The 22,005-nt window shown below is 66.3% G+C and carries 21 protein-coding genes; 7 read left to right on the top strand and 14 right to left on the bottom strand.

Annotation, left to right across the window (positions count from 1 at the left end):
• Positions 1-125 precede the first annotated feature (125 nt).
• The 10 genes from CAL25_RS02795 to CAL25_RS02750 form a co-directional block, all read right to left on the bottom strand.
• The gene (locus CAL25_RS02795) at positions 126-1,169 is read right to left on the bottom strand and encodes a hypothetical protein (protein ID WP_094798402.1); all 1,044 of its coding nucleotides are present in this window, start codon (positions 1,167-1,169) and stop codon (positions 126-128) included.
• A 307-nt stretch (positions 1,170-1,476) separates the two neighbouring features.
• A complete protein-coding gene (locus CAL25_RS02790; protein WP_094798401.1) occupies positions 1,477-1,902 on the bottom strand; it encodes a F0F1 ATP synthase subunit epsilon in 426 nt (141 codons plus the stop codon).
• A 9-nt stretch (positions 1,903-1,911) separates the two neighbouring features.
• Complete coding sequence (gene atpD, locus CAL25_RS02785; protein WP_094798400.1) at positions 1,912-3,312, bottom strand: F0F1 ATP synthase subunit beta; 1,401 nt, start codon at positions 3,310-3,312, stop codon at positions 1,912-1,914.
• A 36-nt stretch (positions 3,313-3,348) separates the two neighbouring features.
• A complete protein-coding gene (gene atpG, locus CAL25_RS02780) occupies positions 3,349-4,254 on the bottom strand; it encodes a F0F1 ATP synthase subunit gamma (protein WP_094798399.1) in 906 nt (301 codons plus the stop codon).
• A 100-nt stretch (positions 4,255-4,354) separates the two neighbouring features.
• The gene (gene atpA / locus CAL25_RS02775) at positions 4,355-5,896 is read right to left on the bottom strand and encodes a F0F1 ATP synthase subunit alpha (RefSeq protein ID WP_094798398.1); all 1,542 of its coding nucleotides are present in this window, start codon (positions 5,894-5,896) and stop codon (positions 4,355-4,357) included.
• 34 nt (positions 5,897-5,930) lie between these two features.
• Positions 5,931-6,470, bottom strand: a complete 540-nt coding sequence (locus tag CAL25_RS02770; protein ID WP_094798397.1) for a F0F1 ATP synthase subunit delta — start codon at positions 6,468-6,470, stop codon at positions 5,931-5,933.
• A gap of 12 nt (positions 6,471-6,482) precedes the next feature.
• Entirely contained in the window at positions 6,483-6,953 is a 471-nt protein-coding gene (locus tag CAL25_RS02765) for a F0F1 ATP synthase subunit B (protein ID WP_094798396.1), read from the bottom strand.
• Positions 6,954-7,091: 138 nt separating this feature from the next.
• Entirely contained in the window at positions 7,092-7,334 is a 243-nt protein-coding gene (gene atpE, locus CAL25_RS02760; RefSeq protein WP_003815363.1) for a F0F1 ATP synthase subunit C, read from the bottom strand.
• 115 nt (positions 7,335-7,449) lie between these two features.
• Positions 7,450-8,331: a F0F1 ATP synthase subunit A gene (atpB, locus tag CAL25_RS02755; protein WP_094798395.1), complete on the bottom strand. Its 882-nt coding sequence runs from the start codon at positions 8,329-8,331 to the stop codon at positions 7,450-7,452.
• Positions 8,332-8,400: 69 nt separating this feature from the next.
• On the bottom strand, positions 8,401-8,817 hold the full coding sequence (locus tag CAL25_RS02750; RefSeq protein ID WP_094798394.1) for an ATP synthase subunit I: 417 nt from the start codon (positions 8,815-8,817) through the stop codon (positions 8,401-8,403).
• Positions 8,818-8,975: 158 nt separating this feature from the next.
• On the opposite strand from CAL25_RS02750, the gene CAL25_RS23965 reads away from it, so the two are divergent.
• Complete coding sequence (locus tag CAL25_RS23965; protein ID WP_141217878.1) at positions 8,976-9,374, top strand: hypothetical protein; 399 nt, start codon at positions 8,976-8,978, stop codon at positions 9,372-9,374.
• Here the strand turns inward: CAL25_RS23965 and CAL25_RS02745 are convergent, their stop codons facing one another.
• A complete protein-coding gene (locus CAL25_RS02745; RefSeq protein ID WP_094798393.1) occupies positions 9,375-10,880 on the bottom strand; it encodes a DUF1254 domain-containing protein in 1,506 nt (501 codons plus the stop codon).
• Positions 10,881-11,241: 361 nt separating this feature from the next.
• Positions 11,242-12,018 carry an enoyl-CoA hydratase gene (locus CAL25_RS02740; protein WP_094798392.1) on the bottom strand — a complete coding sequence of 259 codons (777 nt, stop codon included), beginning with the start codon at positions 12,016-12,018 and terminating at the stop codon, positions 11,242-11,244.
• A 34-nt stretch (positions 12,019-12,052) separates the two neighbouring features.
• Here CAL25_RS02740 and CAL25_RS02735 point away from each other — a divergent pair, with 34 nt between their 5' ends.
• Positions 12,053-13,828 carry a M61 family metallopeptidase gene (locus CAL25_RS02735; protein WP_094798391.1) on the top strand — a complete coding sequence of 592 codons (1,776 nt, stop codon included), beginning with the start codon at positions 12,053-12,055 and terminating at the stop codon, positions 13,826-13,828.
• A gap of 24 nt (positions 13,829-13,852) precedes the next feature.
• Here CAL25_RS02735 and CAL25_RS02730 read toward each other — a convergent pair whose 3' ends face one another.
• Complete coding sequence (locus tag CAL25_RS02730) at positions 13,853-14,752, bottom strand: NAD(P)/FAD-dependent oxidoreductase (RefSeq protein ID WP_094798390.1); 900 nt, start codon at positions 14,750-14,752, stop codon at positions 13,853-13,855.
• 240 nt (positions 14,753-14,992) lie between these two features.
• Between CAL25_RS02730 and folB the strand changes: the two genes are divergently transcribed.
• The 5 genes from folB (at position 14,993) to CAL25_RS02705 (ending at position 21,081) form a co-directional block, all read left to right on the top strand.
• Positions 14,993-15,382 (top strand): dihydroneopterin aldolase, encoded by a 390-nt coding sequence (folB, locus tag CAL25_RS02725; RefSeq protein WP_094798727.1) that lies wholly within the window; start codon positions 14,993-14,995, stop codon positions 15,380-15,382.
• A gap of 274 nt (positions 15,383-15,656) precedes the next feature.
• The gene (locus CAL25_RS02720) at positions 15,657-16,064 is read left to right on the top strand and encodes a DUF4878 domain-containing protein (RefSeq protein ID WP_170948363.1); all 408 of its coding nucleotides are present in this window, start codon (positions 15,657-15,659) and stop codon (positions 16,062-16,064) included.
• A complete protein-coding gene (locus CAL25_RS02715; RefSeq protein WP_249278923.1) occupies positions 16,043-16,669 on the top strand; it encodes a YiiX/YebB-like N1pC/P60 family cysteine hydrolase in 627 nt (208 codons plus the stop codon). The genes CAL25_RS02720 and CAL25_RS02715 overlap by 22 nt, the downstream gene beginning before the upstream one ends.
• A gap of 198 nt (positions 16,670-16,867) precedes the next feature.
• Positions 16,868-19,159 (top strand): FdhF/YdeP family oxidoreductase, encoded by a 2,292-nt coding sequence (locus CAL25_RS02710; RefSeq protein WP_094798388.1) that lies wholly within the window; start codon positions 16,868-16,870, stop codon positions 19,157-19,159.
• Between the two features lie 314 nt (positions 19,160-19,473).
• The gene (locus CAL25_RS02705; RefSeq protein ID WP_094798387.1) at positions 19,474-21,081 is read left to right on the top strand and encodes a methyl-accepting chemotaxis protein; all 1,608 of its coding nucleotides are present in this window, start codon (positions 19,474-19,476) and stop codon (positions 21,079-21,081) included.
• On the opposite strand, the gene CAL25_RS02700 is transcribed toward CAL25_RS02705, so the two are convergent.
• Complete coding sequence (locus CAL25_RS02700) at positions 21,068-21,976, bottom strand: LysR substrate-binding domain-containing protein (protein WP_094798386.1); 909 nt, start codon at positions 21,974-21,976, stop codon at positions 21,068-21,070. The two genes, CAL25_RS02705 and CAL25_RS02700, sit on opposite strands and share 14 nt — an antisense overlap.
• Positions 21,977-22,005: the final 29 nt, after the last annotated feature.

The following is a 22,005-nucleotide window of genomic DNA, read 5'->3' as shown; positions in this document are numbered from 1 at the left end:
ACTGACCTCGGCAAAGGGAAGCAGGGATTTTACCGCCCATGGAGGATGCGTCCCTTGCGCTTCGCCAAAGCACGCATCCTGGGCACGTCAGCGCCGGCAAATGGAGGTTGCGCGCCGTGCGAGCCTCAGGCCGGAGGGGCGGGTATTCCGTCGTCGTCCGCGCCGGCGTCCGGGGGCAGACGATAGGGCGCGGCGCGGATGTGGTGCTTGCGCATGAGCGCCCAGAACGCCCGCCGGTGCTTGGCCGACGCGCGTGCCGCCTGCGTGACGTTGCCCCCGTGGCGAACCAGGCACCGGTGCAGATAGGCACGCTCGAACCGTCCCACCATCTCGGCCTTGGCTCGCCCGAACGGCGTGTCGATCAGGCGGTCGGTCTCGTCCCAGGCGGACACGGCCGAGGCTGGGGCAGCGGCGGCGTGTGCGTGCGGCCATCGCGCGGGCGCGGGGTCGTGCAGGCGCGGCGGAGGCTCGCGCAGCAGCGCCGCGTGCTCACGCAGCAGGCGCACGGCGGCCGCGTCGAAGGGATAGGGCTCGGCGATGCGCGCGGCCGCGGCGTCGTCGGGGCTGGGGTCGTGGAAGGCGTCGCGCGCGATGTCGTAGCGCCACGCCACCTTGCCCTCGCCCTGCGCCGCCTGCTCCTGCACGGGCGCCAGAGGCAGGCGTTGGCGCGTCCGGGACAGCACCATTTCGGTACGGACCCGCAGCTCGTCGGGATCGAGCGGCGCCTCGAGGAAATCGGCGATGCCCAGACCGGTGAGGTCGAGCAGCCCCGCGGGCCGCAGCTTGCGCACCAGCGCGAGCATCGGGGTGGTGACCTGCCCGCGGGCGCCGGCCAGGGCCGTGCGCGCCCAGGAGAGCGTGGCAGGCTCGACGGGTAGCAGGCAGGCATCGAAGCGGCGCAACATGAGCGCGGCCTGGCCCAGCCAGCGCGCGGACCCGCCAGGGGCCTCGCCGGGCGTGACGGCGAAGAACCGCACGCCGGGATCCGCCACGGCGCCCCGGGTGCGGGACAGAGGCGTCACCTGGCCGTGCGTCGAACCGTCGGGCGTCGTTACGTCGGGCGTCGTTACGCCGGGCGTAGCGACGCCCTCCTGGGCACTCATCCACTGATCGAGCCAACTCCCGTGGCCCGGCACCATCACGACGGCATACTCTCGCAGATCCCGCATGCTGCACCTCCGATGAGATTGAGCAGGAGACCAGCCTAGCCAGTGACGCGCGGAGTGACTATGCGCGCTTGCCGCAGTAGGCGCGCTACGCATGCGCGGCGAGCCGGACACGGCGCCACTGGCGCATCGACGCCCGGCATGTCGCGCGCTCGCGGGATGGCAGGCCCGGGGTCTGATCGATCTCGGACATACGCCGTAGCGGCGCAGGGCAGCAAAATCGTTGCGGGCGCAACGGAAGCGGAAACGACAAAGGCGGCCGAAGCCGCCTTTGTCGTGTGCCGGGACGTGCCCGGCGTACTGCCCAGGATCAGTGCGAAGAACGACCGGTACGCAGGCGACGGGCCGCGGCGGCCTGAGCTGCCAGCATGGCCAGCTCCGCTTCGACGACGGCGATGTCTTCCTTGTTCTTGGCGTTGCGCAGGGCGTCTTCCGCCTTTTCGCGCGCCGCCACGGCACGGGCTTCGTCCAGGTCAGCGGCACGGATGGCCGTATCGGCCAACACGGTCACGCTGCCCGGCTGCACTTCCAGAATGCCCCCGGCGACGAAGATGGTTTCCTCGCCTTCGTCGGCACGGACGATCTTGACCGTCCCGGGGCGTATGCGCGAAATGAGCGGGGTGTGACCAGGCAGAATGCCCAGCTCGCCCGACTCGCCAGGCAGCACCACGAACTTCGCCTCACCGGTGAAGATCGCTTCCTCTGCGCTGACCACATCCACATGCAGGGTAGCCATATCAGGTCCTTATTGCAGTTTCTTGGCCTTCTCGAAGGCCTCGTCGATCGTGCCGACCATGTAGAACGCCTGTTCGGGCAGCGAATCGCACTCGCCTTCGACGATCATCTTGAAACCACGGATGGTTTCGGCCAGCGGCACGTACTTGCCGGGCGAACCGGTAAACACTTCGGCCACGTGGAACGGCTGCGACAGGAAGCGCTGGATCTTACGGGCGCGAGCCACGCTTTGCTTGTCTTCCGGCGACAGTTCGTCCATGCCCAGAATCGCGATGATGTCGCGCAGTTCCTTGTAGCGCTGCAGCGTTTGCTGCACGCCACGGGCCACCGCGTAGTGCTCTTCGCCCACGACTTGCGGGTCGAGCTGGCGGCTCGAGGAATCGAGCGGATCCACGGCGGGGTAGATACCCAGCGCGGCGATGTCACGCGACAGCACGACAGTCGAGTCCAAATGCTGGAAGGTCGTGGCGGGCGACGGGTCGGTCAAGTCATCCGCGGGCACGTACACGGCCTGGATCGAGGTGATCGAGCCGGTCTTGGTCGAGGTGATGCGCTCTTGCAGAACGCCCATTTCCTCGGCCAGCGTGGGCTGGTAGCCCACGGCCGACGGCATACGGCCCAGCAGTGCCGACACTTCGGTACCGGCCAGGGTGTAGCGGTAGATGTTGTCGACGAAGAACAGGATGTCACGGCCTTCGTCGCGGAACTTCTCGGCCATGGTCAGGCCGGTCAGCGCCACGCGCAGACGGTTGCCCGGGGGTTCGTTCATCTGACCGAACACCATCGCGACCTTGTCCAGAACGTTCGACTCTTCCATTTCGTGGTAGAAGTCGTTGCCTTCACGGGTACGCTCGCCCACGCCGGCAAACACCGACAAGCCGCTGTGCTGCTTGGCGATGTTGTTGATCAGTTCCATCATGTTGACGGTCTTGCCGACGCCGGCGCCACCGAACAGACCGACCTTACCGCCCTTGGCGAACGGGCAGACCAGGTCGATAACCTTGATGCCGGTTTCGAGCAGTTCCACGGAGGGCGACAGCTCGTCGAACTTCGGGGCGGCCTGGTGAATGCCACGACGCTCTTCGCAGGCGATCGGGCCGGCTTCGTCGATCGGACGACCCAGCACGTCCATGATGCGGCCCAGGGTACCGTGACCCACGGGCACCGAGATCGGGGCGCCGGTGCCGGTAACCTTCATGCCACGGCGCAGGCCGTCGCTCGAACCCAGGGCGATGGTACGCACCACGCCGTCGCCGAGCTGCTGTTGCACTTCCAGCGTCAGACCCTTTTCGGCGAACGAGGAACCCTCGTCAGCCAGGGTGAGCGCTTCGTAGATCTTGGGCATTTGATCGCGGGGGAACTGAATGTCCACCACGGCGCCGATGCACTGAACGATGGTTCCGTTGCTCATGTCGATTCCTTGATATTTTGACGGGATACTGCCGGGTTACACCGCGGCAGCGCCCCCTACGATTTCCGAAATTTCCTTGGTGATCGCGGCTTGACGGGTCTTGTTGTAGACCAGTTGCAGCTCACCGATGACCTTCTTGGCGTTGTCCGAGGCGGCCTTCATGGCCACCATCCGCGCGGACTGTTCCGAAGCCATGTTCTCGGCCACGGCCTGATACAGAAGGCCTTCGACGTAGCGCTGAAGCAGATCGTCGATCACGCTCTTGGCGTCGGGTTCGTAGATGTAGTCCCAGCTGTAGTCCGACTTGACCTCGGCGGTCTTGGCCAGGGTCTCGACGCCCGTCTGGTACGGATCATCCAAACCGGAGGCCAGCGGCAGCAGACGCAGGAACACCGGCTCCTGCTTCATCGTATTGACGAAGCGGGTGGTCGCCACGTACAGCGCATCGATGCGACCTTCGAGGTAGTCGTCGAGCTGCACCTTGATCGCGCCCAGCAGACGGTGAAGGTCAGGCTTGTCGCCCAGATGCACTTCCTGGGAAACCAGCTTGGCGCCGATGCGCGTGAGCAGCGACAGACCCTTGTTGCCGAAGGCGGTCGTCTGCACGGCGATGCCGCGCTGTTCGAATTCCTTCAGGCGGCCCAGCGTGATGCGGCTGATGTTGGTGTTCAGGCCACCGCACAGACCCTTGTCGGTCGTCACCAGAACCACGCCCACCGACTTGACCTCGCGCTCTTGGAGGTAAGGGTGGTTGTATTCCGGATTGGCCTGCATCAGGTGCGCAGCGATCTCGCGCACCTTCGTGGCGTACGGACGGCCCGCGCGCATCCGTTCCTGCGCTTTGCGCATCTTGGATGCGGCGACCATTTCCATCGCCTTGGTGATCTTGCGCGTGTTTTGCACGCTCTTGATCTTGGTTCGGATTTCCTTGATTCCGGGCATTGCGCTTTCCTGTTGAGTCGGCTTGGGCGGTGCAGCCGGGGCTAACCCCGCCCTACCGTAGGATGGGCGTCGCCGCCCATCGCTACGTCAGACAGTTGCCTTAAAAAGCACCGTGCTTCTTGAAATCCTGGAGGGCGGCAGCCAGTTCGGCCTCGTCATCCTTGGACAGTTCCTTGGTGTCTTCGATGCGCTGGATCATGGCCGCATGCTTGGCCTTCAGGTGATCCTTGAACGACTTCTCGAACGACAGGACCTGAGCCACGTCGACTTCATCCAGGTAGCCGTTGTTGACCGTGTACAGCGAGACGGCCAGTTCCCACACTTGCAGCGGCTGGTATTGCGGCTGCTTGAGCAGTTCGACCACGCGCTTGCCGCGCTCGAGCTGACGGCGGGTGGCGTCGTCGAGGTCGGAGGCGAACTGGGCGAAAGCGGCGAGTTCACGGTACTGCGCCAGGTCGGTACGGATACCGCCGGACAGCTTCTTGACGACCTTGGTCTGAGCAGCACCACCCACGCGCGACACCGAGATACCGGCGTTGATGGCGGGACGGACACCGGCGTTGAACAGGTCGGTTTCGAGGAAGATCTGGCCGTCGGTGATCGAGATCACGTTGGTCGGAACGAAGGCCGACACGTCGCCTGCCTGGGTTTCGATGATCGGCAGCGCGGTGAGCGAGCCGGTCTTGCCCTTGACGGCACCGTTGGTGAACTTCTCGACGTACTCTTCGTTGACGCGAGCGGCACGCTCGAGCAGACGCGAGTGCAGGTAGAACACGTCGCCCGGGTAGGCTTCGCGGCCCGGCGGACGGCGCAGCAGCAGCGAGACCTGGCGATAGGCCCAGGCTTGCTTGGTCAGGTCGTCATAGACGATCAGGGCGTCTTCGCCACGATCGCGGAAGTATTCGCCCATCGTGCAGCCCGAGTAGGCAGCCAGGTATTGCATGGCGGCCGAGTCGGAGGCCGAAGCGGCCACGACGATGGTGTATTCCATGGCGCCGTGCTCTTCGAGCTTGCGCACCACGTTGTTGATCGTCGATGCCTTCTGGCCGATAGCGACGTACACGCAGGTGACGCCCTTGCCCTTCTGGCTGATGATCGTGTCGACGGCAACAGCGGTCTTGCCGGTTTGGCGGTCGCCAATGATCAGCTCGCGCTGGCCACGGCCGATCGGCACCATCGAGTCGATAGCCTTGACGCCGGTTTGCAGCGGCTGCGACACCGAGCGGCGGGCGATAACGCCAGGCGCCACTTTTTCGATGATGTCGGTTTCTTTGGTGTTGATCGGGCCCTTGCCATCGATCGGGGCACCCAGCGTGTTGACCACGCGGCCACGCAGCTCGGGGCCAACCGGCACTTCGAGAATGCGGCCGGTCGTCTTGACCTGATCGCCTTCGGACACGCCGGTGTAGTCGCCCAGAATAACGGCGCCGACCGAGTCGCGTTCGAGGTTCAGTGCCAGACCGAACACGTTGTTGGGAAATTCGAGCATTTCGCCCTGCATCACGTCGGACAGGCCGTGGATGCGGGTGATACCGTCGGTCACGGAGACCACGGTACCCTGGGTACGAACATCAGTCGAAGCGCCCAGGCCCTCGATGCGGCTCTTGAGCAGTTCGCTGATCTCGGAGGGATTGAGTTGCATATTGACTCCTGGAATCCTATTAGTCTCGCCTGCCTTAAGCGGCTAGCGTATCGCGCAAGCGGGCCAGTTGGGCTTTAACGGAAGTATCGAGCACCTGGTCTCCGACAGCCACGCGCACCCCGCCGATCAACGACTGATCGACGGCGACGTGCGGCTTGAGCTTGAGACCGAATTTGACTTCGAGTGCGCTGATGAGCTCTTTGACCTGAGCGTCGCTGAGTTCGAATGCGCTGGTGATTTCCGCCTGCGCCGTGCCCTCGTGACGGTTTTTCAGTTCAGCGAACTGGGTGGCGATGATGGGCAAAAGCAGCAACCGGTCGTTCTGGACGAGCAGGTCGATGAAGTTGCGCGCGGCCTGCGGCAGATCGGACTTGATCAGACCGGTGAAGATCTGAGCACGTCGCGTGTCGTCCAGACGCGGGTCGGTCATCGCTTCGCGCACGTCGGCATTGGCGGCGACCTGGGCCAGTTCATCGACCAGGCCAGCCCACACTGCCAGACCAGCCTTGTCGTCGCGCGCTGCGCCGAAGAGCGCTTCGGCGTAGGGACGGGCAACAGTGGAAAGTTCAGCCATGGCGTTCCTGGATTAAAGCTGTGCCTTGAGCTGGGTGAGCAGCTCGGCATGGGCGCGGGCATCCACCTCGCGCTTGAGGATCTGTTCGGCACCCTTGACGGCCAGCGCAGCGACTTCGTCGCGCAGGGCATCACGAGCACGCTGAACTTCCTGGGCGGCATCCTGGGCAGCCTGGGCCACGATACGGGCACGCTCAGCCTCGGCTTCGCGACGCGCCTGTTCGATCAGCGCGGCGCCTTGCTTCTCAGCGTCGACGATGCGGGCGTGGGTTTCGGATTTGGCAGAAGCCTCGATCAGACTGACACGCGCCTGGGCCTGGGCCAGATCGGCCTTCCCTTTCTCGGCGGCGGCAAGGCCGTCGGCGATTTTTTGGCGGCGCTCATCGATCGCCTTCGTCAGGGGCGGCCACACGAATTTCATCGTGAACCACGCCAGAACGAAGAACACGAGCATCTGGAAGAAGATCGTCGCGTTCAGATTCACGGTCGTTCCTTTAACACCTTACGGCCCCGGCCACCCACAACGGGCAATCCGGAGCACTCGATACTTGGCCGGCAAGTGGCGCATCGGTCGCACCACTGCCAGCGTACGGCCCGCCTGTTTCGCCGGCGGGCAATGCCATTAACCGACGAACGGGTTGGCGAAGGCGAACAGCATGGCGATACCCACGCCGATCAGGAACGCCGCGTCGATCAGGCCGGCCAGCAGGAACATCTTGGTCTGCAGGGCGTTCATCAGTTCGGGCTGACGAGCCGAAGCTTCCAGGTATTTGCCACCCATCAGTGCGATACCGATGCAAGCGCCGATAGCGCCCAGACCGATGATGAGACCGCAAGCGAGAGCAACGAAAGCGACGTTGGTCATGACAACTCCTTGGTTAAGAATCTGAAATCAGGATTGTTAAAAACAGGTACTGCTTGAATGCAAGAAAACCTTGCGACTCGGCACGCGCCACACCGGCCCGCGCCGAAAATTGGGATCAATGCCCTTCGTGTGCCTGGCCGATGTACACCAGCGTCAGCATCATGAAGATGAAAGCCTGCAGCAGCACGATCATGATGTGGAAGATCGCCCACACCGAACCGGCCAACACGTGCCCAATGCCCAAACCGATGCTGCTCGCGTTGAAGCCTGTCCAGGCGCCGCCCAGCAGCGCGATCAGCATGAAAACCAGTTCACCGGCGAACATGTTGCCGAACAACCGCATGCCCAGCGAAACCGACTTGGCGGCGTACTCGATGAGGTTCAGGAGCAGGTTGAACGGAGCCAGTGCCACGGCGCCAATGCCGTGAGCGTGGAACGGGGCCGTGAACAATTCTTTGATGAAGCCACCCGGGTGCTTGATCTTGATGCCGTAATAGAACATCAGGAGCAGCACGCCCAGCGCCATGCCCATGGGCACGTTCAGGTCGGCGGTGGGGAGAATGCGGTGGTAGTACATCGGATCGCCGTGCTCGGCGCCCAGGCCGGTCAGACGCCAGATCGAGGGCATCAGATCGACCGGCAGCAGGTCGAGCGCGTTCATCAGAACGATCCAGAGGAAGACGGTCAGGGCGAGCGGCGCCACGAACAGCCGGCTCTTGGCGTTGTGCACGATGCCCTTGGCCTGGTCATCGACCATGTCGACGATCATCTCGACGAACGCCTGGAAGCGGCCCGGCACGCCGGCCGTGGCACGGCGCGCGGCCATCCACAGGAACGTGATGACGATCAGACCCATCAGGATCGACCAGAACAACGAGTCATAGTTGATGACGTCGAACTGGGCGATGATGCTTTGCTTCTCGCCGAGGTTATTCAGGTGCACCAAATGGTGCTGAATGTACTCGGACTGAGGCGACGCGCCACTGGCTGCAGCCATGTGAAATCCTACCCTGTTTGCTTGTGCACCGGCCCTTGCGGCCCGGCTGATGCACGATTGTTAATTGCGCTATGACAGCTTGCGGAACATCAACAGCAGGAGATATCCCTTGAGTGTCAGGATCAACCCCAGCAGCACGGCGGGCCAGACGAGCCATTCGTGCGTGAGGTACCAGATCAGCCACAACAGCAGTGCCGTCATGACAAGCTTGATCATTTCACCCAGGAAGAAAGCAACAGGATTCGGCCGGACCGACCTGACGACATTCACCAGCAAGCGCAATGCAAACAATGCATTGGGCAAGAAATACGCCCCCGCTCCCAGCAACGCCGACACGCCAGCCGTCGTCCCCGCAACAATCCCCGCGATTGCTGCCGCTGCAAGACCCATGGCACCTTGCGCTGCGACGGCCATCAAGAGTTCCCGGCACGCCCGCGCATTGATCGCTGCGCGGTCCGCGTCGGTAAGTACCAAACCCTCTTGCATTCGGCTTTCCTGCCCCTATCTAGATACCGGACACCGGCATCCACCGGGCTTGCTTCCCAAATTCCGGCGCGCTCCTCCCCTTCCGAAGGGCCGTTTTCGCCGGGTCGGCCACGCAAGACAGGCAATCTGATTGCCGGACACTCGCGCAGGGAACTTCGATGAAAACGGCAACTCTGGAAATCGGAAGCCGGTGCTTCTGCGATGCTTTTCTGCGCCGCTTTTCTGCACCGCCTCTCAGGAGTCAGGTCGCTGGGTTGATTCAGGTCTGCCAAACCGCGAAAAATCGCGATGGTCGCCGCGGCGCGGCATTCAGCCACGTGTTATCCCGCATGCGTCAAACCCGCAGAGTATATCCCGAAAACGATAGCGTCGACAAATCGGAAAGCAGGCTGTGGCGAGTGCAAGCAACACCGTTTCCGACCCCATTTTGCGTCGATTTCCGGCGTACGGAACTCAACTCGGCGGCAAGCCGGCAACCCGCCCGCTACGACAAAAAAAACCCCGCCATGAAGGCGGGGCTGGAAGAACGCATGTCTTGGCATGCGCTGGACTGCTGATCAGTCACGCACCACGGCGGGCGGAACCCACTTGCCGTCGAGGGCGATGTCACGCGGGGCGTACAGGCGCAGGTTCAGCATCTGGTTGCCTTCGCGCGGCGCCGGCAGCCAGTTGCTGGCCTTGCTGTCACCCGGATAGTCGCGCTGGATATAGATATCGAGCGAACCATCGGAGTTGTACTTGAGCGGGTCGGTGCTGCGCAGCGAGTAGCGGTTGGCCGTGTTGTCGGCGAAGCCCTGGCGCGCGTCGTACAGCGTGAGCGACCAGAAAGCGTCTACCGGCGGCAGCTGGTCCTTCTCGAAGTGCAGCTTGTAGTCCTTGCCGCTTTCGAGCACGCGGCCCTTGTTGTCGACCCAGGTCACGGGGTAGAGCACGTCTTCCGGCGTGGCGGCGCCCAGACCGGCATAGGCCACGGCGGCGCGACGGACATAGTCGGTGCCGTACGTGCCGATGCCGCTACGCACGGTCACCCAGCCATTGTCCGATTGATCGGCCAGCGTATGGACTGCGTCGGCGATGCGGCGACCGGCCACCGGCTTGGCTTCGGCCAGGGCCTGCTGCACGGCGGGGTCGAGGCGATTGAACATGAACGGCTGCGAGCCACCGATGCCGGCGCGACGCAGGCGGTCGAGGATCGGGTAGTCGTTGGCATGCGGCGGGTTCGAGCGAACCAGGTCGGCGAACAGCGTGAAGTACGAAGCGGCGTCGAGCGCGGCGACCTGTTCGGCCGGCGTGCCCTGACCGTTCCAGGCCGGATTGACGGGACCGCCCGACACGAAGCCGTAGCTTTTGCCCCACTGCGACAGCGGCACGGCCGCGAGGCCCGCCTGGAATTCGTTGACCGCCTGATAGTCGGCGGTGCCACCGGCCTGCACGCGGCCGAGCACCCACCCCCACGAGGTCGGGCTGCGGATCATGTCGACGCCGGCGGGCAGCGTGCCCTGCCAGTTGGGACCGACGATCGCGAAGGTCTGCGCACCCTTGCCGTTGGTGCGCGTGCCGCGCGACGCGAACGAATCGGTCCACATGTCGATCAGGTTGAGCAGCACGTAGCGGTTGCCGGCGTCCGGCACGCGCACGATCAGCGGCTCGCGCGACACGTCGTACCAGAGGCTGGAGTGCAGCGTGTCGGTGCTGGGCCAGACCACGTCGGTGCTCTTCGCATCGGGGAAGGCCGTGCGGTGACCGAACTGGTTCATCGGCGCGCGGCCGGCGATCGGGCTCTGCACATTGGTGGCGTGACGGCGCGTCATTTCCATGAGCACCATCGGATAGGCATAGACGTAGGCGTCGATGGCGAGATCGCGCAGCTCTTCGGCCGACAGCGGGCTCGCGACCGCGGTAGTGCCGGGTTGCGCCGGATACGGGGTTTCGGACACCAGCCGCAGGGTGGGCTGGGGCGACGGCGTTTGTGCCGTTGCGGTGCAAGCCAGACCGGCGGACAACGCTCCCGCCATCAGGACGACTTGCCAGCGCAGGCGGGCGGGGGTTGCTCGGGTACGCATGTGAAGCTCCTTGTTGGTGTTGTCGGTACGTTCGAGCCGCCGGCGCGGGCGCGATGCAGCATTCAGGCTTCTACGCGCGTCACGAGGTGGCGACTGCCAGATTGCCCACTCAGCATAGGCGCGCCGCGTGCAACAGAGTGCAATGCAAAGGTTTCAACGGGCAACCCGGGAGGGACAAGCGGCGAGTCCTTAGCAACCCGCGTTCCCGGCAGCAACGCCAGAATGAAAAACCGCCGCCCGGCGAGCCGGTACGGCGGTAAGAAAAACGGGGCAATGCACTGCTACCAGCCATGACAAGCATGACCAGAATCAACAGAAACCTACCGTTGGCGACGCCTGAGAGCAGCGCGCCGCACGGCGCTCAGCGGTGCTTGAACTCCGGCTTGCGCTTCTCGGTGAACGCGGCCATGCCCTCTTTCTGGTCTTCGGTGGCGAACAGCGAATGGAACACGCGGCGCTCGAACAGCAGGCCTTCGTTGAGCGGCACCTCGTAGGCGCGATTGACGCACTCCTTGGCCAGCATGACCGAGGGCAGCGACATCGACGCGATCACGGTGGCGGCGTCCAGCGCTTCGTCGAGCAGCTTGTCGGCCGCGACCACGCGCGAGACGAGGCCGGCGCGCTCGGCTTCGTCGGCATTCATCATGCGGGCCGTGAGCACGAGGTCCATGGCCTTGGCCTTGCCCACCGCGCGCGGCAGGCGCTGCGTGCCGCCCGCGCCGGGAATCACGCCCAGCTTGATCTCGGGCTGCCCGAAGCGGGCACTGTCGGCGGCGATGATGATGTCGCACATCATCGCGAGCTCGCAGCCACCGCCCAGGGCGTAGCCCGCCACCGCTGCGATGACCGGCTTGCGCACGCGCTTGAGGGTTTCCCAGTTGCGCGTGATGTATTCGCTGCCGTAGACGTCCATGTACGTCCAGCTTTTCATGGCACCGATGTCGGCGCCCGCGGCGAAGGCCTTCTCGCTGCCGGTGATCACGATGGCGCCGATGTCGGCGTCGTTTTCGAAGGCCAGCAGCGCGGCGCCCAGCTCATCCATGAGCTGATCGTTCAGGGCGTTGAGTGCCTTGGGCCGGTTCAGTGTCAGCAGGCCGACACGCCCCCGGGTCTCGACCAGCACAAACGACTCGCTCATAAGAATGTCTCCGGTGAAAGGTATGAAATAAGATATGCGGATGAACGACGCACCCGTAATTTACCGCCTCGAGCCCCATGACCTGGCAGGTCATCGCTACCGGATTACCCTGACGGTCGCCGCGCCCGCGGGCGATGGTCAGATTTTCTCCTTGCCTGCCTGGATCCCGGGCAGCTATCTCGTGCGGGATTTCTCGCGCCAGATCGAGACGATCACGGCCCGCGCGGGCGGCCGCCCCGTGGCGCTGCAAAAGCTCGACAACCACACCTGGCAGGCGGCGCCCGCCGCCGGCGCGCTGGAGCTGAGCTACACGGTGTATGCCTGGGACCTATCCGTGCGCGGCGCGCATCTGGACGAAACCCACGGCTTCTTCAATGGCACGAGCGTATTCCTGCGGGTGCATGGCCAGGACGACCAGCCCTGCGTGCTCGACCTGGTGCCGCCGGCCGGCCTGGACTGGAAGGTCTACACCAGCCTGCCCGAAGCGCGCGGCATGGCCGGCGCGGCCCGGCGCCACGGCTTCGGCCGCTATCGCGCCCCCGATTACGACGCCTTGATCGACCATCCCGTGGAGATGGGTACGCCGCAGGTGGTGAGCTTCACGGCGCATGGCGCCGAACACGAGCTGGTGTTCACCGGCGTGGCACCGCGCCTGGACCTCGCCCGCATCGCCGACGACGTGCAAAAAATCTGCGCGACCCAGATCGAGTTTTTCGAGCCGCGCACGCGCCGCGCGCCGTTCCTGGACAGCAGCGACCGCTACGTGTTCATGACCATGGTGACCGGCGACGGATACGGTGGCCTCGAGCATCGCGCCAGCACCGCGCTCATGACCTCCCGCAAGGATCTGCCGGTGCAGGGCCAGACCGGCCAGGGCGAAGGCTATCGGCAGTTTCTCGGACTGGTGAGCCACGAGTACTTTCACACCTGGAACGTCAAGCGCATCAAGCCCGCGGCGTTCGTGCCGTACAACCTGCAGTCGCCCGATCTCACCCGCCTTTTGTGGGTGTTCGAGGGCTTCACGTCCTATTACGACGATCTGCTGTTGCTGCGCGCCCAGGCCATCACGCAGACCGATTATCTGCGCCTGGTGGCCAAGACCATTTCGGGCGTGCTGCGCAGCCCCGGCCGGCACAAGCAATCGGTGGCCGAGAGCTCGTTCGATGCCTGGACCCGCTACTACAAGCAGGACGAGAATTCGCCGAACGCCCTGGTGAGCTACTACACGAAGGGCTCGCTGGTCGCGCTGGGCCTGGATCTGCTGATCCGCCAGGAGTCCGGCGGCACGCGCTCGCTCGACGACGTGATGCGCCTGCTGTGGCAGCGATTCGGCCGCGATTTCTACCAAGGACGCGCGCACGGGCTGGCCGAGGATGGCCTGCCTGCCCTGATCCAGGAAGCCACGGGCGTCGACACCCGCCGCTTCATCCAGCGTTACGCCTATGGCACGGCCGACGTGCCGCTGACCGAGCTGCTGTCCGCACAGGGTTACGCCCTGCAGTTCAAGGCCGGCCTGAACATTCCGTCGCTCGACGTGCGCACGCGCAAACAGGGCGATGCGCTCGCGCTGGCCACGGTGTTCGAGGGCGGCGCCGCGCACAAGGGCGGCCTGTCGGCGGGCGACGTGCTGGTCGCCATCGACGGCCTCAAGGTAGAAGCGCCCGCGGGCCTGGACACGCTGCTGGCGCAATACCGGGCCGGCGACCGCGTCATGGTGCATGTGTTCCGGCGCGACGAGCTGCGCGCTTATCGGGTGCGCCTGGCGGCGCCGGCGCCGCTGGACGCCACGCTCGTGCCGCAGATCGGATAAGGCGGCGGGCCGTGCCGGTGCGCCCTAGCGCGCCGGCCGCTCCCAGCGGCGCTGGATCGCCTTGGCCGCCACCACGCCGTCCGCCATGGCCGTGACCACGCACGGGTGCATGCGGTGCGAGACCTCGCCGATGGCATAGACATCGGGCAGGCTGGTCTGGGCCGAGGCGAAATCGGTGCGGATGTAGCCGCGGTCGTCGCGTGCCAGATCCAGGCTGTCGGCAAAGGCCGCCTGAGGCTCCCAGCCGTAGAACACCAGGATGAGATCGAACGGGTGGCCATCCACGGTGCGCGCCTCGGGATCGACCTGATACGGGCCGATACGCACGCATTCGGTGCCCGCGCGCGTGACCCACTGCTGCTGCGCACGCACACTGCGCGCATAGAGCCGCACTTCGCTGGCGCCCCGGTTGCGCACGTAGACAAAATTCTCGAAGGCGTTGTCGCCACCGCCCAGCACCGCGACCCGCAGGCCGGTGTAGTCCTGAGCCACGATGGGCGAGCCGGGTCCGACCAGCACGCCCGGCCAGCGCGCGCCAGGCGCATGGCCCGGCAGGCCACGGGCGCGCACGCCCGAGGCAATCACGAGCGAGCGGCCGGTCACGCTGAGCGCGCCCGCCGGGCCCTCGAGGCCGACGTCGACGCCTGCCTTGCACGGGCGCACCGAGACGGCGCGCGTAGCCAGGTGCAGAGGCACGTCGGCCGCGCTTACGCTGGCGGCGATATTGGCGGCCACTTCCTGCCCGGTCTTGCCCGGAACGGCCACGATCCAGTCGTCGGCGAACGGGTTGTCGTGCGTCAGTCCGCCGACCTGCGCGCCCGCCTCGACCAGCAGGGGTGCGAGGCCCAGACGGGCCAGCCATACCGCGCACGAGGCGCCTGCCGGCCCCGCGCCGACAATGATCGCGTCGAATACTTGCTGCATTTGCTCTGTCCGAGGTCGGCCGCGACGAGCGCGGCCGGTGTGATCCACGGTTGATTGTAGTCAGTGGCAGCGGCGGCCGATGCCGTGGCGGCCACCGCCGCGGCGGCCTGTGCTTTGGTGGCCGTCGTGGTGACCGATGCCGCGGCGGCCGGTGCCGCCTCTGCGGTCGCCCCGGTTGCCGATGCCGCGGCGGCCATCGCCGCCGTACAATTCCCCGATCGTTCCATTCCAGACCGCACCATGCCCACTCGCCGTATCTTCATTTCCGGGCTCGCGCTCGATGCCCGTATCGGCATCCTCGAACACGAGCGCCGGGCCAGCCAGCCCCTGCACGTCGACGCCGAGTTCGACATCGACATCAGCCGCAACGTCGACGACCACGATATCCACAGCGTGCTGGATTACCGGCAACTGCGCGAAGCGATCGTCGAGGAATGCACGCAGGCGCACGTCAATCTGATCGAAACGCTGATCGAGCAGCTGGCCGCGCGCCTGCTGGCCGAGTTCAGCGAGGTGCGGGCGCTGCGTCTGCGCATCAGCAAGCCCATGGCCTTTGCCGACTGCGCCGCCGTGGGCGTGGAGATCCAGATTTCGCGTGACGGCCCCAGCGGCGCCCATCTCCAGGCCTGAGCAAAGGTTGCGCGCGCAACCGCTCCGCGCGGCCGATCCGCGCGGCCGCGCCGCACGACCGCTCCGCACAGCATTGCCGCGCCGGCGAATCAAGTCGTCACATTTTGCATGATCGCGTCAGAACTGCCGGCACCCGTCTGCCGCCCCGACGCGGCGCCACGCAAACCCCTGTATCCATTGTGTTTTCCCGCTGCTGTGGCCGCGTATGGGTGATAAACCGCGGTTGCTAAGATGCGCGCGTTTTCCATCGCGTGAATCTTCGGGAGCTGAGGTAATGCAAGTCGTGTCGCGTGCGTTCTATGGATTTTGGCTGGCGCTCTTCGCCGTGGCCCTGACGGCATGCTCGGGCGGCGGCAAGCCCGACGCCACCGTCGAAGCGCTGTACCGCGCCGCCGAGAAGGGCGACGTCGAAAAGGCCATCGCGCAGATTTCGTTCTCGCAGGTGCCGGCCGACCAGCAGGTCCAGGCCAAGGGCAAAGTGCAGATGATCGTGGGCGAGATGCAGCGCCGCATCACGCAGAACGGCGGCATCGCCAAGATCGAGACGCTGAACTCCACGATCGACGACGCCACCAAGACGGCCGTGCTGCGCACCCGTCTGGCCTTCAAGAACGGCAAGGACGTGACCGAAACGCACCGCCTGGTGCAGGAAGACGGCGCGTGGAAGCTGCGCCTGAAGTAGGCCGGCCTCCGGTCGTTGCGTCCGCAACCCGCCGGCGCCTGCTCGGCGCGCTGACGCTCGGCGCCCTGCTGACGCCGGTGGCGCGGGCGGCCGGCGCCGCCGAGCCCGCCGTGCCGGACGGCGCGCAGGCGGGCGATCTCATCTTTCGCCGCGGCACCGCCGCCATCAGCGACGCGGTGCTGGCGGTCGATCCGGGCGAATTCAGCCATGTAGGCATGCTGGTCGGCCAGCGCGGCGCGTGGCAGGTGGTGCACGCCACCCCGAGCGAAGTCCCGGGCCGCGGCGACGGCGTGGTGCTCGACGACCTGGCCTTCTATCTGGATCCGGCGCGCGCCGAACGCCACGCCGTGTACCGGGTGCAGGCCGACGCGTCGCGGCATGCGCTCGCCGTGGCTGCCGCGCTCGCCGCGCGCGGCCAGGGCTTCGAGCTCGCGCACGCGGGCGGCACCTACTGCACGGCCCTGGTCTGGCAGGCCTGGCGCACGGCCGGCGTCGATCTGCACGTGCCCTTCACGAGACTGGCGATCCCGCTGCTGCAGGGCGAGTACCTGCTGCCGAGCGCGCTGCAGGCGTCGCCGAGACTGCAAGTCCTGACACGGGGCTGAGCGACTCGCGCCGCTGGGCGCCCGGCTAGGGGCGCCCCTGGCCGGGCGCCCCGAACCAGGCATCGCGCCATACGTGCGCATCGGCACGCCATACCAAAGATACCCACGCCATTAACGTGCGCTTGACGCAAGCCGCTTGCGGCAAGTGTAAAAATGACGGCACTGTCACCCCATCGGCCCACGCCGGGCCACGCAGCCATGTCGAACGATACCCCCGAGGGCATTCGCCCTTATCACCACCCCGCCGGCGGCTGGGACGCCCTGCGCGCCGTGGCCCAGACCATCCGCACGCAAATGACCGTCGTGTCGGGGCCGCGCATCCTGTTGCGCAACAACCAGCCCGATGGCTTTGATTGCCCCGGCTGCGCCTGGCCCGATCCCAAGCACACCTCCACCTTCGAGTTCTGCGAGAACGGCGCCAAGGCCGTCACCTGGGAAGCGACCAAGAAGCGGGCCTCGCCCGAGGTGTTCGCCCGCCACACCGTGACGGAGCTGCTCGGCTGGAACGATCACGCGCTCGAAGACCTGGGCCGCCTCACGCATCCGATGGCCTACGACGCGGCGTCGGATCGCTATCTGCCGATCGAATGGGACGAGGCCTTCGCGCGCGCCGCGGCGGCGCTCAATGCCCTGCCCGACCCGAACATGGCCGAGTTCTACACCTCGGGCCGCGCATCCAACGAAGCGGCGTTCCTCTACCAATTGTTCGTGCGGGCCTACGGCACCAACAACTTTCCCGACTGCTCGAACATGTGCCACGAGGCCACCAGCGTGGGCCTGCCGCAGGCGATCGGCATCGGCAAGGGCACGGTTTCGCTCGAGGACTTCGATCACACCGACCTCATCATCTCGATGGGGCACAACCCGGGCACCAATCACCCGCGCATGATGGCGACCCTGCGCGAAGCGGCCCGCCGCGGCGTGCCCATCGTCGTGTTCAACCCGCTCAAGGAACGCGCGCTCGAGCGTTTCGCCTCGCCGCAGTCGCCGGTGGAGATGGCCACGATGGGGGCCACGCCCATCGCCACCACCTACCTGCAGGTGAACGTGGGCGGCGACGCCGCCGCGCTCAAGGGCGTGATGAAAGCCGTGCTGGCCCTGGACGAGGCGGATCGCGCCGCCGGCGGCGCCGGAACGCTCGACCACGACTTCCTGGCCACCCACACCGAAGGCCTGGACGCACTGATCGAAGACCTGCGCGGCACCTCCTGGGACACGATCGAGGCCATCAGCGGCCTCGCACGCGCCGACCTGGAACACGTTGCCACGCTGTACTGCCGCGCGCCGTCGGCGCTGGTCTGCTATGGCATGGGCGTGACGCAGCATGCGCGCGGCACCGAAAACGTGCAGCAGATCGCCAATCTGCTGCTGCTGCGCGGCAACTTCGGCCGGCCCGGCGCGGGCATCTGTCCGCTGCGGGGGCACTCGAACGTGCAGGGCGACCGGACGGTGGGCATCGACGAGAAAGCGCCGGCGGCGCTGCGCGCGGGCATCGAGCGCGTGTTCGGCTTCGTGCCGCCCGCCGAGAAGGGCCACGATGCCGTGGAGTCGATCGAGGCGATGTACGAGGGCCGTTCGCGCGTGCTGGTGGCCCTGGGCGGCAACCTCGCGGTGGCCATGCCCGACACGCAGCGTACGCACGCCGCGGTGCGCAAGCTCGATTGCGCCGTACACATCGCCACCAAGCTGAACCGCTCGCATCTGCTCCTGGCGCGCGAAAACCTGCTGCTGCCCTGCCTGGGCCGCACCGAACTCGACATGCAGGCCACGGGCCCGCAGTCGGTCACGGTGGAAGACTCCATGTCGATGGTGCACGCCTCGCGCGGCGCCCTGCCCCCGCCGTCGCCGCACGTGCGCTCCGAGCCCGCCATCGTGGCCGGCCTGGCGCGCGCGGTGCTGGGCGAGCGCCACGGCATCGCCTGGGAAGACATGGTGGCCGACTATGACCGCATCCGCGATGCGATCGAAGGAGTGTTGCCGGCCTTCGCGCGCTACAACGAGCGGGTGCGCGAGCCCGGCGGGTTCCGCCTGCCCCTCGGCCCCACCGAGCGGGTCTGGCACACCCCTAGCGGAAAGGCGCAGTTCCGCGTGTTCCGCGGCGTGCGCGAAGATGCGCCGCGCGCGCCCGACGTGCTCACGCTCACCACGCTGCGCAGCCACGACCAGTACAACACCACGCTGTACGGATTCGACGATCGCTATCGCGGCGTGTTCGGCCGCCGCGACGTGGTCTTCATGAACGCGGACGACCTGGCCGAACGCGGCCTGGCCGAGGGCGATCTGATCACGCTGGAGGCGGCCGACGGCTCGATGCACGGCGAGCCCGCGCGCCTGACGCATTACACCGCCGTGACCTATGACATCCCGCGCGGCTGCGTGGCGGCCTACTACCCCGAGGCCAACGTGCTCGTGGGCCTGGGCAATCGCGATCCGCAGAGCGGCACGCCCGCGTACAAGTCGGCGCCGGTGCGGGTATTGCGCGCCACCTGATCGTCGCGCTGCAGGGACGCGTGTCCGGCACGCGTCCCGTCATCATCCTTTCCCACGTGTCGACGGCGGCCGGCGCCCGCGCGCCAGTGCCGCACGCGGCCACAGCTTTCCCTACGCTGTCTTAAAACTGTCAATCAGGGTTAGCACTAAAGATCCCGGACGGACTGCCGTTATCCGGAGGTATCGTCCGTCAGCACCCAGGGATCCAGGCCCATGCCCCGCGAGGGCCGTGCCGAGGGGCGCATCGATTCTGTTCACTCGTGCGCGCCTCGCTGTCCGGCCGCGCTTTTTTACGCCAGGGATAAGCCATGGGAATGTTTCGTGACATGAAGATCGCGACCACGCTGTTGGGTGTGGTGATCGTGTTCTTCGGATTTCAACTGCTGCTGGGGGGCTCGGGCTACTTCGCGCTGTCGCGCGTCGGCACCGACGTGCGCGACCTCTATCGCACCTCGGTGGTCCAGAGCAATGCGGTCAATGCGGCGTCGCTGTCGCTCGTCGCCGCCCGCACCGACCTCAGCCGCTACGCCACCCGCGTGGCGCAGGGCAAGGCTTCGGAAAACGCGTCGTTGCTGTCGGCACGTGACTTCGTGGCCAGCGCCGACAAGAGCTTCGCCATTTTCGAGCGCGCGCTGACCGAAGCCGACCGCCCGGCCGTGGCCGAGCTGGTGCAGTCGTATCACGCCTACAGCGCCAACCTGAAGCGGGTCGGCGACGTGCTGCAGGCCGGCGACATGGAAGGCTATCTGAAGCAGGGCACGCAGGGCGTGCAGGACACCTACCTGAAGGCGCGCGGCCGTTTCATCGAGACCACCGGCACCAACGGTGAGTCGGCGATGGAGACGATCAACGACTTCTCGTCGATCTTCACCACGCTGCTGGCGGTGGTGCTGGCCATCGGCCTGGCCGTGGCCATCGCGACCACGCTCATGGTCCGGCGCATCATCGTGGGCCCGCTGGAACAGGCCGGCGAACTCGCCAAACGCATCGCGGCGGGCAACCTCGCCAATCGCGTGCCCGACGCCGGCCGCAATGAAGTGGGCGCGCTGCTCGCCGCGCTCAAGACCATGCAGGACGGGCTGGTCGGCACGGTGCGCAAGGTGCGTCATGGCGTGGATGAGATTCACGTGGGCACGCGCGAAATCGCCGCCGGCAACAGCGATCTGTCGGCACGCACGGAAGAACAGGCCGCCTCGCTCGAAGAAACCGCCTCCAGCATGGAAGAGCTGTCGTCGACCGTGAAGCAGAACGCCGAGAATGCGCGTCAGGCCAACCAGATGGCGGCCACCGCGTCGAACGTCGCCGAGCGCGGCCATGCCGCCGTGGCCGGCGTGGTGCAGACGATGGGCGCGATCGCGGACAGCTCGAACCGCATCACAGAAATCGTGGGCGTGATCGACAGCATCGCGTTCCAGACCAACATCCTGGCGCTGAACGCCGCCGTGGAAGCCGCGCGTGCCGGCGAGCAGGGCAAGGGCTTTGCCGTGGTCGCCACCGAAGTGCGCAGCCTGGCGCAACGCAGCGCCGGCGCGGCCAAGGAGATCAAGGGTCTGATCGAAGACTCCACCGCCAAGGTCGAGCAGGGTTCGCAGCAGGTGAAGGCGGCCGGCGGCACCATGACCGAGATTCTGGAGTCGGTGCGCCGCGTGACCGACATCATGGGCGAAATCTCGGCCGCCTCGCAGGAACAGGCCAGCGGCATCGACCAGGTGAACCTGGCCGTGTCGCAGATGGACAGCGTGACGCAACAGAACGCGGCGCTGGTCGAAGAAGCGGCCGCCGCCGCCGGCTCGCTGGAGAACCAGGCAGAGAAGCTGCGCGAAGCCGTCTCGATCTTCAAGCTGCCCGATGGCATGGTGATCGACAGCGGCGCCGGCTCGGCGCTCGACGCCCCGCCCCGCGCGGCGCTCAGCCGGCCTTGAGCGGCCCTTCGAGGTGCTCCACCAGAAAGTCGATGAACATGCGCGCGCGCGCCGTCTGGCTGCGGCGTTGCGGGTAATACACGTACAGGTCTGCGGAGGGCAAGGTGTAGTCCGGCAACAGCACGCGCAGACGGCCGCTCTCCAGATACTTGGCCAGATCCCACTCGGATCGGATCAGGATGCCGTGCCCGTCGAGCGCCCAGCCCAGCACGATGTCGCCGTCATTGCTCGAGAGCGCGCCACTGACCTTGATCGCCTCGGTCGTGCCCGCGTGCTCGAAGCGCCAGACGCCGTGCGCTTCGTCGTTCTGCCGATGGATGATGCAACGGTGGGCGGCCAGATCGGCGAGGCTGGCGGGCTCGCCGTGGCGCTTGAGATAGGCGGGCGAGGCGCACAGCAGACGGCGGTTGCTCAGAATGCGGCGGGCGCGCAGCCGCCGATCGGGCAGGCTGCCGAAGCGGATCGCGAGATCGATGCCGCCCTCCACCAGATCCACGGGCCGGTCGGTCACGTCGAGCTGCACATCCACATTGGGATGGCGTTTGCAGAAGGCGGACACCAGCGGCGCGATCACGGTGCGGCCGAAGCCCAGCGTGGCGTTCACCCGCAGCAGGCCGCGCGGCTCGGTGCCGGCGCTGGTCACCGCCTCTTCCATGTCGCGCAGGTCGGCCAGGATGCGGGTGGCGTGCCGCAGGTAGGTCTCGCCTTCGTTGGTGAGGCTGATGCTGCGCGTGCTGCGATTGAGCAGCCGCACGCCCAGCCGGTCTTCCATGCCCGCCAGCCGCTTGGTGGCGGCGGCCGGGCTCAGGTCGAGCTCGCGCGCCGCGCCCGACAGGCTGCCCAGGCGCGCCACGCGCACGAAAAAGTCCAGCTCGGAAGCGAGGTCGGTTTTCACCGCACTTTTCACCCAAAGTAAATAATCTA

It is taken from the genome of Bordetella genomosp. 5 (assembly GCF_002261315.1).
Classification (GTDB): Bacteria; Pseudomonadota; Gammaproteobacteria; order Burkholderiales; family Burkholderiaceae_B; genus Bordetella.
Note: the sequence above shows the minus strand (reverse complement) of the source record. Positions and strands in the feature narration are given on the sequence as shown.